Raw genomic sequence first — 11704 nt, 5'->3', positions numbered from 1 at the left:
CGGCGGCGGAGGTGCGCAGAAAGGCCCGCCGGTTCCATGCACTTCCGTTGTTCGTCTCGCGCTCGTGGCTCATCGCACGTCCCTTGCTTGAGGATGGCGTGTCCGGCGCCCGATGATTGAAACGTTTCAATCAGGACTTGTCGAAAATCCTAGATCGACGGGTCGGACAGCTCAAGAGTCGTGCAGCGAACGGCAGCAGCCGCCGCCCGCCGCGAACAGGGCGGCGGGGGCGGCGGGAAGGGCGCCCGAGGGCTGAGGGAGGAGCGCCGGCAGAGCAGGGGAGCGGGGGTCAGGCGGAGCGGCGGACCGTGGCTTCGCCGGCCCCGGGGGCGTCGCCGGAACCGCCGGCCCCGTCGAGTGCCCCGGCCCCGTCGAGTGGCCCGTGCCCGTCGAGCGCCTCGATCACCGCCGCGCCGTGCTTCTCCGCCCAGGTCTCCAGCGCTGCGCTCGTGCTGCTCGACGGGGCCATGCCGATGGTGGTCGCCAACGCGCTGATCACCGTGGTCTCGACGGTGCTGGCCACCGAGCTGCACGGCCGGGTGTCGTTCCGCAGGGGGCGCGGCGGTTGGCGCGTACACCTGCAGTCGGCGCTGACGGTCGCCGTGTGCGACGCCTTCACCACCGTCGCCCTCCTGGCTCTCCACGCGGCGCAGCCGAACCCCTCGGTCGCCGCCGAGCAGGCCGTCTACCTCTCCGCGTCGGCCCTCGCGGGCATAGGCCGCTTCGCGATACTCCGCGCGGTGGTCTTCACCGACACCCGCCGCACGCGCACCCCGGTCCTCGCCAAGGCGACCGTAGCGATTGCCGCATAGCGCCTACGCGGGCTCGGACGCCGGTGCCTTCACTCGCGCTCGCCCGTGAGTCGGGCACGACCTCGCTGATGGTGCGGCGGATGCGCTGCGGCTCGGCTCTCACTCGATTCGGTACCCACGGGGCACTTGAGCGGAACGCGAGTAGCCGGGCGGTATCTTGATGCCGCGCACGGATCAATGCGCCCGCCGTCGCCCGAAGTCCTCGGCCGTACCCTCACGGCTCTCCGGACCCGCTCTACCTGGCCATGGGCCAGCGGACCAGGGATGCACCGCGGGAAACCCCGCCATTCTCCACCGGTAAGGAGCACATCGCCTCATGACCGAGCAGCACCGCCACGGCCTTCGTGTCGTGGATGACTTCTACCGTGCCCTGCGGGCCAAGGACATCGACGCGTTCGCGGAACTCTGGACGGCGGATGCGGTGTACCGGGTGCCGACCACCCCGGACGGTGTGCCTGGTGAGTTTGCCGGGCGCGATGTCATCGTGGCCGGGCTTGGCGGGTTCTTCGCGTTGTTCGGCGAGGTGCGGCTGACGTGGGACGCCGAGCCGATGGCGGACCCGCAGAAGGTGCTGGCCACCTGGACGATGGAGGTCGATCTGCTCGCCGGTGGCACCTACCGCAACCGGGGGGCCTCGCTCTTCCGCCTTGAGGAGGGCCGGATCGCGGAGTTCTCGGAGCACGTGGACACCGCCGCGTTCCTGACGGTCTTCTCCGCCCGGGCCGGGGCGGTGCGCCGCTTCTTCGAGCTGTTGCAGGAGCAGGAGAGGGACTTCCAGGCGTGGGGCGAGCTGTGGCACGAGCACGGGACGCTCACCATGCCGTACGCGCCGCAGGGGCTTGCGTCCCTGATCGAGGGCAGGAGCGAGATCGCCGCGGCCTACCGGCGGCTGTTCGCGGTGTACGAGAAGGCCGAGACCGAGCTGACGGGTGTGCACCCGGCGGTGGGCTCCGATACGGTCTGCGTGCAGTACAAGGTCCGCGCAACGCTCCGCGGCGGTTCGGCATACGCCGGCGAGAACATCGCCCTCTTCCGCTTCCGGGACGGGCTGATAAGCGCGTGCCACGACTACTTCGACCCACGCCGCTTCCAGGACGTCGTCGACGCGCTGCCCGGCCCGCAGCCGCGGTGAGCGGCAACAGATCACTCAGAGGAGACGCAAGGCAATGAGTTCCGTGGACAAAGACTTACGAGGCGGGTCGGGCGGGGCCGGCGGGCCGGCCGGCGGGGATCCGCGGCGGTGGCTGGCGCTGGCCGTGGTGGCGGCCATGCAGTTCATGCTTGTCATGGATATCACGATTGTGAATGTCGCCCTCCCCGATATCCAGTCCAGCCTGGACTTCTCCCCCGAGGGTCTGGCCTGGGTGGTCAACGCCTACGTCCTGGTGGCCGGCGGGTTCCTGCTGCTGGGCGGGCGCCTGGCCGACCTGTTCGGCCGCCGGCGCATGTTCATGGCCGGCGTGCTGGTCTTCGGCGTGGCCTCGGCCGCCTGCGGTGCCGCGGCCAACTCCGGGATGCTCGTCGCCAGCCGCTTCGTCCAGGGCCTGGGCGAGGCCCTGGCCGGGCCCGCGGCACTCGGCCTGATCCCCGTGCTCTTCCCCGACCGCACCGAACGGATGAAGGCCCTGGGCATCTGGGGCGGCCTGTCGGCGGTGGCCGGGGCGGTCGGCTCGGTCGTCGGCGGCGCGGTCACCGACCTGATCAACTGGCGCTGGATCTTCTTCGTGAACATCCCCATCGCGGTCATCGCGCTGATCCTGGTGCCGCGCGTGATGGCCGAGAGCCGCATGACCGGCAAGAGCCGCCGCCTGGATACGGTCGGGGCGCTCTCCGCCACCGGCGGTCTGGCCGCAGTGGTCTTCGGCCTGCTCCAGGCCGCCGAACACTCCTGGGGCTCGGGCGACGTACTACTGCCGCTGCTCGGCGGCCTGGCCCTGCTGGTTTTCATGGTCGTCTGGGAGGCCCGCACCGCGGATCCGATGATCCCCCTGCGGTTCTTCGCCAACCGCACCCGCGTGACCACCAACGTGGTCAGCGTCGCCATCTTCGCGGCGTTCTTCACCTACATGTTCCTGTTCACCCTGTACGTCCAGCAGGTCCACGACTACTCCCCGATGAAGACGGGCCTCGCCTACATCCCCCTGACCATCATGGCGGTCGTCGGCGCGGGCGCCTCCACCGTGCTCATGCCCCGCATCGGCGTGAAAGCGGTGATGGCCACCGCCTTCTTCGGCGGTGCCGCGGCCCTCCTCCTCGCCGCCGCCGGCTTCGCCGCCGACGCCACCTTCACCAGCGGCTTCATGCCCGGTCTGATCCTGTTCGGCTTCTTCAACGGCCTCGCCTTCCCCGCCCTGATCAACGGAGCACTGCACGGCGTCACCGGCCAGGACTCCGGCCTGGCCTCCGGCGTCCAGACCGCCATGCAGCAGACCGGCGCGGCCCTCGGCCTGGCCACCCTGGTCCCCATCGCCTTCCGCTACGTCACCGACCACATCGAAGACGGCACGTCCCCGCAAGTGGCCCAGACCGACGGATACGCACTGGCCTTCCGCATCGGTGCCGCCGTACTCATCGCCGCCGCCGTGGCCATCCTGGCGCTGCTGGAAAAGGTGAGCGCCGAAACCCGCGACCCGCTCGCCGAAGCAGCAGAGGCGGCCACCGACGAGGAGGTTGTCGACCCCGCCCCCAACCGGTGACCGCGGCCTACGGCACGGCATTCATCTGAGGACCTTGCCCAGTACTGCCCGCTGGAGCGGGCCGAACTGGAAGTAGGAACCGACGTTGAACCACGTGTCGTCGGGCGACCATTTGACGATCGAGATGCTGAACCGCTCGCCGTCGTAGGTGTACGGCGTGCCCGTCACGAACCGCACGATCTCCGGCGCCACCCGGGGCCGGATGGTCGGCAGGTCCAGGCTGCGGGCGAAGCTGATGCGGTCGATCTTCGAGGATTCCCAGCCGAGGGTGGGGTAGGCCCTGAAGATCTTGCGGGAGGATTCCACCAGTTCTTCGTCCGGCTCCTGCACCCCGAACTCGTGCAGGAGCGACGAAATGGTCTTGGCCTCAAGGCCGTTCGGGAACGTGAAGAACGGGTTGATGGTCCGCTTGTGGTAGTCGATCGAGAGCATCGCGACGTTGTCCAGGCCGTGCCGGGCGAAGAATTCGGCGTTGTCGGCCAGCGCGCGCGGCATGGAGGGGAGGGCGGCGAGCTGTGCCACCCCCTGCAGGTCACGGGGGAAGTGCACGTAGATCTTGTTGAATCCGGCGATGACCCCGAAGTCGATGAGGCATTCGTCGACGGAGACGTGCTCCTTGAGGTCGGAGAACAGGGTACTGACGGGATGGTCGGTGTGCGGGACGAATCCGTGCGTCAGCGCATGGGTATAGGGATCGTCTATCGCCCGGGGCACCTGGATGGTGAGGTCGAGATCTCCCGCGTGGCCCTCGCCGGCCGACGCGCTGAAGATGACCCCGCCCTCGAATGGCCCGAACGCTTCCAGGATCGGCCGGACCGTGCCGGGCGAACAGGTCAGGTTCAGCAGGCCGGCGGCCTTCTCGATGGCCGAGTGGACCGTTTCGATGTCGGCTTGTGCGGACATGTGCGTCCTCCTTTTACGGCTTAGCTGTGCGCGGTCTTCTCGGACACCAGTGCGGCGGCCTTGGCGGCGGTCCCGGCGGCGGCCAGTTCCTTGCCGTCCACCTCGACGCCGTACTTTCTCGTCAGGATCACAGCCAGCTCGATCAGGACCAGGGAATCCAGGTCGAGGCTCTGGAAGTCGGTGTCGGCTGCCGTGCCGGCGGGAACGTCGAAGTGGGTCGTGAGAACGTCGAGCACGGCTTCCGGCTGAACGGAAATGTGGCTCGTCATGGCGCTTCCTCTCCAAAAGGACGACGGTCAGGCGAGGGTGATCTCCGGCCAGGTGATCGCGGCAGAACCCCATGCCAGGCCGGCCCCGAAGGCGGTCAGGAGCAGCCGGTCATGGAGCTGGAAATGGCCCTTTGCGGCGGCATCCGCCAGCGCCAGCGGAATGGAGGCGGCCGAGGTGTTGCCCACCTGGTCGATATGGCAGACCAGGCGTTCCCTGTCCACGCCCAGCTCTCTGGCCAGCGCATGCAGGATGCGCAGGTTCGCCTGGTGGCCCACCACATGGTCGACTTCGTCAACGTCCCAGCCGGCCTTGGCGAGTACGGCCGACGAAGACTGTGCCATCCGGTTGACCGCGTGCGCGAAGATCTCCTTGCCGTGCATGTAGAGGTACTGGTCGTCCGGCTGCATCGGACGGGTGGAGCGGGGCCGGGAGCCGTTGCCCGGGATGCCGACCAGGTCCTTGAGAGTGCCGTCCGAGCCCAGGTCCACCGTCTGTACCGCGCCGGCCTCGTCGCTGGTGCCGCGGCGCAGCGTCACGGCGCCGGCGCCGTCGCCGAAGATCACCGCCGTGCCGCGGTCGGCGGGGTTGAGGAAGGGGTGGAAGGTCTCCGCACCGACGACGAGGGCGCGCTCGGCGTACCCGGCCACCAGGGCGGCGGACGCGGTGGCGAGCGCGTAGACGAACCCCGTGCAGCCGGCCGCCACGTCCAGGGCGGCGACCGTGCCGAGGTCGAGCCTGGCGGCGACGTCCGGGGCGGTGGCGGGGCACTGCTGGTCGGGGGTCGTGGTGGCCACGACCACCATGTCGATGTCGCCGAAGCCGCCGGACACCGCCGACTTCAGTGCCCGGTGACCCGCCTCGACGGCGAGGTCGCTGGTGGCGACGCCGGGATCGGCCCAGTGCCGCTGGCTGATGCCGGTGCGCTGGACGATCCATTCGTCACTGGTGTCCATCCGGCGGGAGAGTTCTTCGTTGGGCACCGTCCGAGGCGGCACATAGGCGCCCAGCCCGGTGAGGACGGCGGCGGGCCTGCTCATCGCCCCTCACCTCCCCGAACGCCGTGCTCCGGCGATGAGCCGAGTAGATGCACGACGGACGCCCGGGCCCGTATGCCGTGCAGGGCGCCGCTCAGCTCGGCGGACCGCCAGGTGCCGGACGCAGAGGGCAGCACCCGGGCCTGCTTGAGCCGGGCCGTCACCGCGTCGTCGCCCGGGACCGGCGGCGCGCTCGTGCCGGCCGTGATGCTGGCGCGCCGCATCCAGAGGTTGTTGCTGTCGGCCCGGTCGAGACCGTCCAGCGTGTAGAGCAGGACCTGACCGAGCTGCATGGCGACGAGGAAGGCGTCGAGCATGGTGGCCCGCGCATCGTCCCGGACGGCCTCCGCCCCGTCCGGGATCAGCGCGACCCGAGCGGACGCCTGAAGGCTCTCCTCGCCGTCGCCCGTGACGTTCACCCCGGTGACCAACTGCTGCCGCGCACCGCACGGGACGCCGTAGGGCCGGTCGTTCCAAGGGCCGGGCAGCTCCTGCGCCAGGTGGTACGTCCTGCGGGTGCCGCTCGCGCGGTGACCCGCGCCGTGCACCGTGTGCACCCGTGCCGACAGCGAGCCGACGCGGCAGTCCAGGGTGGTCGACCACGTCTCGCCGCCGGTCTCGGCGGTGACGAGCCGGCCGTTCACCGGGAACTTCTCCAGGCCCTCCTCGTCCGGGCTCGAACCGGCCTTCATGTCGACGGACCGCACCTCGAAGCGGGCGCCGGGGCCGAGCGCGTACGTATGAGCCGCGTACAGGCCGGTGAGCTGGGCGGCGAAGAGCATGACGTCGATGGAGCTGAGATGGGGCTTCTGCTGGTGCTCGCCTTTGCGGGACCAGGCGTCGGGCATGGCGAGATGGGCCATGGCCTCGATGCCCGCGGCGCCTGCGGCGCCCGGCGATATCGTGAGATCGGTCAGCGAGTGTTCGACCCGTTTGAATCCTTCGCCGAGGAATCGGCTGTCGCGCGGGCCGAGGAAGTCGTCGATGGACGCGAATTCCAGGGATGGCACAAGCGCTCCTGTTCCCGTCGAAGAACCACTCCTGCGCGCTCGGCGGCGGGAGTGGCCGGCGCTCACCGCGTCAGGGGGGTGAATGCCTCGGCGATGGCGTAGCTGTCTTCGTACATGTGGTAGCGCGTGATCTTTCCGTCGACGACGGTGAAGTGCAGCGCATAGGCATGGGTGAAGGTCTTCTTGGTGGCCAGGACGCCGAAGGCGGACTCGGCCAGGACCACCGCGTGCTGCCCGTCGATGAGGCGGGCATGCAGGACAAAGCCCTGCGGCTCGGTGAGCACCTCGGGGAAGACCTCGAAGAACGCGGAGATCTCCTCTTTGGTGGAGCGGGTGCCCGTCCAGGGCACGTCCGGGCTTCCCGCCACCCGGAAGTCCACCCGGCCGGCGAACAACTTGAGCAGACCGGGCAGATCGCCCGACGCGAACCTCTCGAAGAACAAGTCCACGATCGCCCCGGTGGCCGTCCGCTGCTGCACTGTCGTCATGTCAACTCTCTTACGTGAGATAGGACTTGGGCTTACCGGGCGGCCAGGGCGGCGCGCCCCGCCAGGTGGATCGCCGTCATCTGGGTGACGCGCCCGCCCAGGTACTCGGCCGTGGCGATGTCCGCCTTGTGCACGTCCTCCGCGGGCAGGTCGCCCAGCAGGGTGCCGGCGGCACCGTTGAAGTAGCCCAGGCGGTTCAGGTCGTCCTCGCTCTCATGGCTGAGGTGCCAGCCGGGCAGCAGTCCCAGGCTGACCCAGATCATCCCGTGCTGGGCGCCCAGGGTCGCGAAGTAGCCCAGGGTGGTGTCCTTGTCGCCCGCCTTGCAGGCACTGATCGTGAACCCCGACCCCAGCTTGTCCTTCCACGCCTGCCGCCCCCAGCGTTTGTTGGTCGTCTGGGCGAAGCTGTGGAACTGCCCCGACGCCGATCCCATGTAGGTGGGCGACCCGAAGACGATCGCGTCGGCCTCGTCCAGGACCGCCCACTTGGCATCGTCCATGGCCTCGACCGTCACCATGGACACCTCGGCGCCCGCACTCTTGGCACCGGCCTGGACGGACTGCGCGAGCACCTCGGTATGGCCGTTGCCGGAGTGGTAGGCAATGGCCATTTTGGGTGTATCTACCATTGATTGTTCTCCTCTCAGGGTGCGCGGCCGCACCCGTTCACGTACGGGCGCAGGGGCGATTCACGAGCGGGCCGCGGCCCGCTCGTGCTCCATACGGAAGTCCTGACGGTCGTACTCCTGCCGGGCCAGCTCGATGGCCTCGGCCGTGCCCATCACGGGCGTCCACCCGAAGATCCCGGCGATGGTCTCCAGCCGCTCCGCCATGGAGCCGCTGACCACGTGGTACGGGATCTGGAGCTCCTCCAGCGTGGCGAGCAGCATCGTGTCGATGGTCGTGCGGAACTCGTTGTTCATCGGCCGGTGCCCGTCGGCCGTGATCGGCAGCTCGTGGCGCAGGTGGACATACGCGTCGTAGGTGGCCTTGACGTGCTGCTTGAAGACCTGGCCGTATTGCTCGACGACCCTGCCGAAGAAGACCATCTCCTCCTCGGTCGTGGCCGCGAGGCCGCTCCCGCCCGCGGCGGTGGCGTTGGGGTTCATGCCGTACCGCAGCCTCCCCTCCCCGTACAGCCACTCCTGCAGGGAGGATCCATCAGAGATGAAGTCGTTCCCGAGCAGGGCCTCTTGCACGGCACGCCCGGTATGGCGGCGCATGGTCAACTGGAGGAACTGCGCCGGCGTCACGTCCGCCAGCCTCACCCCCGGCAGTGCCTGCGGCATGATCTCCCGAATCGTGCGGGCCAGCGAGCGCGGCATGCCGGTGTAGTGCGACAACGCCATTACCGTCGAGGTCTTGCCCGAGGAATACGTCCCGGACACGGAAATCTTCATAGGGGGTCTCCAGCTCCGAGACAGCACCTTGCCGGCCGCAAGACGCCGCCTCATGGGCGACAGTCACTGAGGACATGCGAAAAGGAGTCCGCGCGCGGCCGGTCACGCGAGCTTCCTCGCGGTCAGACGGCCTGGGGGGATACAGGTGTATGCAGGCAGGCACTCGGCCGTTGCCGTACATGGGGCAGCGCCACACGCCTGATGCGCATCCGCTCCTGTCGGTGCGGGGCGGAGGGCTCGGCGCTCAATTCCCCGAGGTGGACCAGCTTTTGGGCAGGGGAGGTCCGCCGCAATAGTGACACGTTCCCCAGCGCACGCCAAGCGCGCCCGTCTGTGACGCAGATCACGCCAACTGTGGGGTTCTGCGGGGCCCTCGGAGGTCAAGGGCTTTGCGTGTAGTCGATCTGTCCGGTTGATCAGGCTGGGGGTGGGCCGCATCCGCTGTGATCACCGTGTTCGTGAGGTCGATGCCGGTCAGCAGCGGGATGAAGGCGGGGATCTCGTTGCCCTTGTCGTCGATCCGGCGTTGCCCGAGCACGGTGCCGGCGTGGTCGGGTGGTCAGGACCCGGCGGGGCGCGTCCGCGATCCACTCGGTGACCGCGGTCAGCGACCTCGCACCGGCCAGCCCGCTCGCCGCGGCAGCGGGCCAGGCAGACCGCGTCGGGCAGCGGCTGCGGTGCTTCGGTGCGGGCCGGTTGCCCCGGGCCCGATGGCATGGGAGAAGGTGAGACGGCAGGCACAGGTCTTCGGCTGTGGTCACGTGAACTCGACACTCACATGATCACCGAGCCCGTGCCTGCACCTGCATCCGGCCCAGCACCAAGCGGACATGAGGGCCCATCACCGAGCGATCCCACTCAACCCGCGATCACGCAGAGCCCCTGGCCGTCACGGTCGACGTCTTACCGGCGGAGTAGGTGCCGGATATGGCAATCTTCATCGCTGCAAAGTCCTCGGTTCGGTCGGTCCCGGGCGGTTCGGGCGAACCGGCCGGAATACCGGGTCTCGGTCGTACGCGGACCGGTTCACCGTACTACTCGGACACGGCGGGAACGCGGGTGGTCCGCGGTAGCAATATATTGGCAGAAACGGCCTCCCGGTGGATTCTTCCTCGCCGCCGGTAAGGGGGGTCGGCTACGGTGGAGTTCCAGAGATAACGTTATCTCAGCCTGAGTCGCAGTCGGCGCAGAGGGCCCGGCGCACCCCACGCCGATACGGGACTGTTTGTCACCGGAAGATGCGTCAGCACGGGGGAGATCCCGCTTATGCAATTCATCGCGCAAACAGCACCGGAGCTGTACGCAGGCTCCGTGGACGACATTCTGGGAGACCGGCGCGAGCGATTCCTCGGTGAGGGCTTCAAACGCGTCACCAACGTCCTGGCCGGCCTGCTCGTCGCGCACAGCCGCGACCTGCCCTCCGACGCGCCGTTCGCGGTCCGCTCCCTGTCCGTGAGGGCGGGCAGGGAGCGCCTCCCACACGCTCTGGATGCGTACCACCGCGATCGCCCTCGACGAGCGGCCCACGGCCGCCGACGGGCCGGCGCACGGCGACGGCCGGCTGCGGGTGGTGCTCGGCCGGCCGGTGAAGCTGGTGACCGAGCGCGGCACCTGGCGCGTCGGACGACTGACCAGCACCTTCGCCGGCATGCGGCTGGCCTGCAACGTCACGTACCTGCTGCCCTGACCGCCGCCCATGCGGCCCCCGAGTCGACACCGCGCCCTTCGAAGGGGATTCACATGACGCAGCACGCCGCGCTCATCGGGCTGGGCGCCCATCTGCCGCCCCGGCAGGTGACCAACGACGACCTCAGCCGCACCCTCGACACCTCCGACGAGTGGATCGCCACCAGGACCGGGATCCGCACCCGCCGCTGGGCCACTCCGGGGCAGGCCACCGGTGACCTGGCGGTGGAGGCGGGCCACCGCGCGCTGAAGTCGGCGGGCCTGGCGCCCGAACCCGGCGCGGTCGATGTCCTGGTCCTGGCCACCACCACCCCCGACCACCCCTGCCCGGCCACCGCGCCGCGGGTCGCCGCCCGGCTGGGGCTGGGTCCCATCGCCGCGTACGACATGGGCGCCGCCTGCTCCGGCTTCGTCTATGCGCTGGCGACCGCCGCGGCGCAGATCAGCGCGGGGCAGGCGCGCCGCGTGCTGGTGATCGGCGCGGAGACGATGTCCAGCCTGCTGGACACCGGCGACCGCACCACCGCGGTGATCTTCGGCGACGGCGCCGGCGCGGCCGTGCTCACCGCCGTGCCGGACGCCGCCGCCCCGGGCGTGCTGCTCGCCACCGACCTCGGCTCCGACGGCTCCGGCTTCGACCTCGCGTACGTGCCCGGCGGCGGTTCGAGGGAGGCCGCCGCCGGGCCCGTACGCGACCCGGCGGCGCACACTCTGACGATGCAGGGCGAGAAGGTATTCGCCCACGCGGTCACCCGCATGGCGGACTCGGTGACCTCGCTGCTCGGGCGCGTCGGCTGGGCGGCCGGCGACGTGGACCGGCTCGTCGGCCACCAGGCGAACATCCGCATCCTCACCTCCCTGGCGCGCAGACTGCAATTCCCCGTGGAACGCCTCGTACTCAACATCGACCGCGTCGGAAACACCTCTGCCGCCTCGATTCCACTCGCCCTCACCGACGCCGTCGCGGCGGGCGAACTGACGGCCGGAGACCGCGTCGTCCTGGCCGCGTTCGGCGGCGGACTTTCGTGGGGATCGATCGCACTCACCTGGCCGGAAATCGCCGCGGTATGAACACGGGATCGCGGCACTCCACACGTAAGGAAAGCAAGCAAGCACGGAACGGAGTCAACCTGTGACGTCGTCGACAAGGCAACCGGCCGAAGAACTGCTGGCTCTTCTCACCACCGAATTCGGCGCCCCGGCGGGAACCACCGCCGAGACGCCGTACGAAGTCATGGAATTCGACTCCCTGGTGCTCGTGGAACTCGCCGTGGACTTGAGCCGGCGTTTCGACACGGACATCTCGCACGAGGAAATCCAGGAGGCCGGGAACATCGCGCGCACCGTCGAGTTGCTGAAGTCGAAAGGGGTGCCGGTCTGACAGCCCTCAAGCGGTCCCCGCCCC

General features: G+C 69.4%; 14 protein-coding genes. 6 read left to right on the top strand and 8 right to left on the bottom strand.

Translation table 11 applies throughout. The annotated features are described in order from the left end of the window. Positions 1-289: 289 nt before the first annotated feature. Positions 290-469, bottom strand: coding sequence for a hypothetical protein (locus H5J30_RS07370; protein WP_181786350.1), 180 nt, complete (start codon positions 467-469; stop codon positions 290-292). Here H5J30_RS07370 and H5J30_RS07365 point away from each other — a divergent pair. The 3 genes from H5J30_RS07365 to H5J30_RS07355 all read left to right on the top strand — a co-directional run bounded on the left by H5J30_RS07365 (position 450) and on the right by H5J30_RS07355 (position 3508). Then, the gene (locus tag H5J30_RS07365; RefSeq protein WP_258563165.1) at positions 450-812 is read left to right on the top strand and encodes a hypothetical protein; all 363 of its coding nucleotides are present in this window, start codon (positions 450-452) and stop codon (positions 810-812) included. The two genes, H5J30_RS07370 and H5J30_RS07365, sit on opposite strands and share 20 nt — an antisense overlap. Before the next feature lie 316 nt (positions 813-1128). Further along, positions 1129-1944, top strand: coding sequence for a nuclear transport factor 2 family protein (locus H5J30_RS07360; protein ID WP_181786349.1), 816 nt, complete (start codon positions 1129-1131; stop codon positions 1942-1944). Positions 1945-1978: 34 nt separating this feature from the next. Further along, positions 1979-3508 (top strand): MFS transporter, encoded by a 1530-nt coding sequence (locus H5J30_RS07355; protein WP_181786348.1) that lies wholly within the window; start codon positions 1979-1981, stop codon positions 3506-3508. A 21-nt stretch (positions 3509-3529) separates the two neighbouring features. Here the strand turns inward: H5J30_RS07355 and H5J30_RS07350 are convergent, their stop codons facing one another. From H5J30_RS07350 to H5J30_RS07320, 7 genes are all read right to left on the bottom strand, one after another. Beyond that, on the bottom strand, positions 3530-4411 hold the full coding sequence (locus H5J30_RS07350; RefSeq protein WP_181786347.1) for an aromatic prenyltransferase: 882 nt from the start codon (positions 4409-4411) through the stop codon (positions 3530-3532). Between the two features lie 20 nt (positions 4412-4431). After that, positions 4432-4680 carry an acyl carrier protein gene (locus H5J30_RS07345; protein WP_181786346.1) on the bottom strand — a complete coding sequence of 83 codons (249 nt, stop codon included), beginning with the start codon at positions 4678-4680 and terminating at the stop codon, positions 4432-4434. Between the two features lie 27 nt (positions 4681-4707). After that, positions 4708-5718 (bottom strand): beta-ketoacyl-ACP synthase III, encoded by a 1011-nt coding sequence (locus tag H5J30_RS07340; protein WP_181786345.1) that lies wholly within the window; start codon positions 5716-5718, stop codon positions 4708-4710. Further along, positions 5715-6725 (bottom strand): AvrD family protein, encoded by a 1011-nt coding sequence (locus H5J30_RS07335; protein WP_181786344.1) that lies wholly within the window; start codon positions 6723-6725, stop codon positions 5715-5717. The genes H5J30_RS07340 and H5J30_RS07335 overlap by 4 nt, the downstream gene beginning before the upstream one ends. 62 nt (positions 6726-6787) lie before the next feature. Next, positions 6788-7213, bottom strand: coding sequence for a nuclear transport factor 2 family protein (locus H5J30_RS07330; protein ID WP_181786343.1), 426 nt, complete (start codon positions 7211-7213; stop codon positions 6788-6790). Between the two features lie 32 nt (positions 7214-7245). Beyond that, positions 7246-7824: a flavodoxin family protein gene (locus H5J30_RS07325; protein WP_181786342.1), complete on the bottom strand. Its 579-nt coding sequence runs from the start codon at positions 7822-7824 to the stop codon at positions 7246-7248. 78 nt (positions 7825-7902) lie between these two features. Continuing rightward, positions 7903-8601: an AAA family ATPase gene (locus H5J30_RS07320; protein ID WP_309505459.1), complete on the bottom strand. Its 699-nt coding sequence runs from the start codon at positions 8599-8601 to the stop codon at positions 7903-7905. Between the two features lie 1501 nt (positions 8602-10102). Here H5J30_RS07320 and H5J30_RS36520 point away from each other — a divergent pair. The 3 genes from H5J30_RS36520 (at position 10103) to H5J30_RS07310 (ending at position 11680) form a co-directional block, all read left to right on the top strand. After that, complete coding sequence (locus tag H5J30_RS36520; RefSeq protein ID WP_258563164.1) at positions 10103-10300, top strand: hypothetical protein; 198 nt, start codon at positions 10103-10105, stop codon at positions 10298-10300. A gap of 53 nt (positions 10301-10353) precedes the next feature. Then, positions 10354-11370 carry a beta-ketoacyl-ACP synthase III gene (locus H5J30_RS07315; protein WP_258563163.1) on the top strand — a complete coding sequence of 339 codons (1017 nt, stop codon included), beginning with the start codon at positions 10354-10356 and terminating at the stop codon, positions 11368-11370. A gap of 61 nt (positions 11371-11431) precedes the next feature. Beyond that, on the top strand, positions 11432-11680 hold the full coding sequence (locus tag H5J30_RS07310) for an acyl carrier protein (protein WP_027745931.1): 249 nt from the start codon (positions 11432-11434) through the stop codon (positions 11678-11680). The last annotated feature ends 24 nt before the right edge of the window (positions 11681-11704 follow it).

It is taken from the genome of Streptomyces phytophilus (genome assembly GCF_013870535.1).
GTDB classification, from domain to species: domain Bacteria; phylum Actinomycetota; class Actinomycetes; order Streptomycetales; family Streptomycetaceae; genus Streptomyces; species Streptomyces phytophilus.
The sequence above is the reverse complement of the archived record's forward strand: the minus strand, read 5'-3'. Positions and strand labels throughout refer to the sequence as shown.

Excerpts from the sequence above, each read along its gene's own strand:
- H5J30_RS07340 (WP_181786345.1), bottom strand. The coding sequence starts at position 5,718 with ATGAGCAGGCCCGCCGCCGTCCTCACCGGGCTGGGCGCCTATGTGCCG.
- H5J30_RS36520 (WP_258563164.1), top strand. The coding sequence starts at position 10,103 with ATGCGTACCACCGCGATCGCCCTCGACGAGCGGCCCACGGCCGCCGAC.
- H5J30_RS07325 (WP_181786342.1), bottom strand. The coding sequence starts at position 7,824 with ATGGCCATTGCCTACCACTCCGGCAACGGCCATACCGAGGTGCTCGCG.
- H5J30_RS07330 (WP_181786343.1), bottom strand. The coding sequence starts at position 7,213 with ATGACGACAGTGCAGCAGCGGACGGCCACCGGGGCGATCGTGGACTTG.
- H5J30_RS07345 (WP_181786346.1), bottom strand. The coding sequence starts at position 4,680 with ATGACGAGCCACATTTCCGTTCAGCCGGAAGCCGTGCTCGACGTTCTC.
- H5J30_RS07360 (WP_181786349.1), top strand. The coding sequence starts at position 1,129 with ATGACCGAGCAGCACCGCCACGGCCTTCGTGTCGTGGATGACTTCTAC.
- H5J30_RS07350 (WP_181786347.1), bottom strand. The coding sequence starts at position 4,411 with ATGTCCGCACAAGCCGACATCGAAACGGTCCACTCGGCCATCGAGAAG.
- H5J30_RS07315 (WP_258563163.1), top strand. The coding sequence starts at position 10,354 with ATGACGCAGCACGCCGCGCTCATCGGGCTGGGCGCCCATCTGCCGCCC.
- H5J30_RS07370 (WP_181786350.1), bottom strand. The coding sequence starts at position 469 with ATGGCCCCGTCGAGCAGCACGAGCGCAGCGCTGGAGACCTGGGCGGAG.
- H5J30_RS07355 (WP_181786348.1), top strand. The coding sequence starts at position 1,979 with ATGAGTTCCGTGGACAAAGACTTACGAGGCGGGTCGGGCGGGGCCGGC.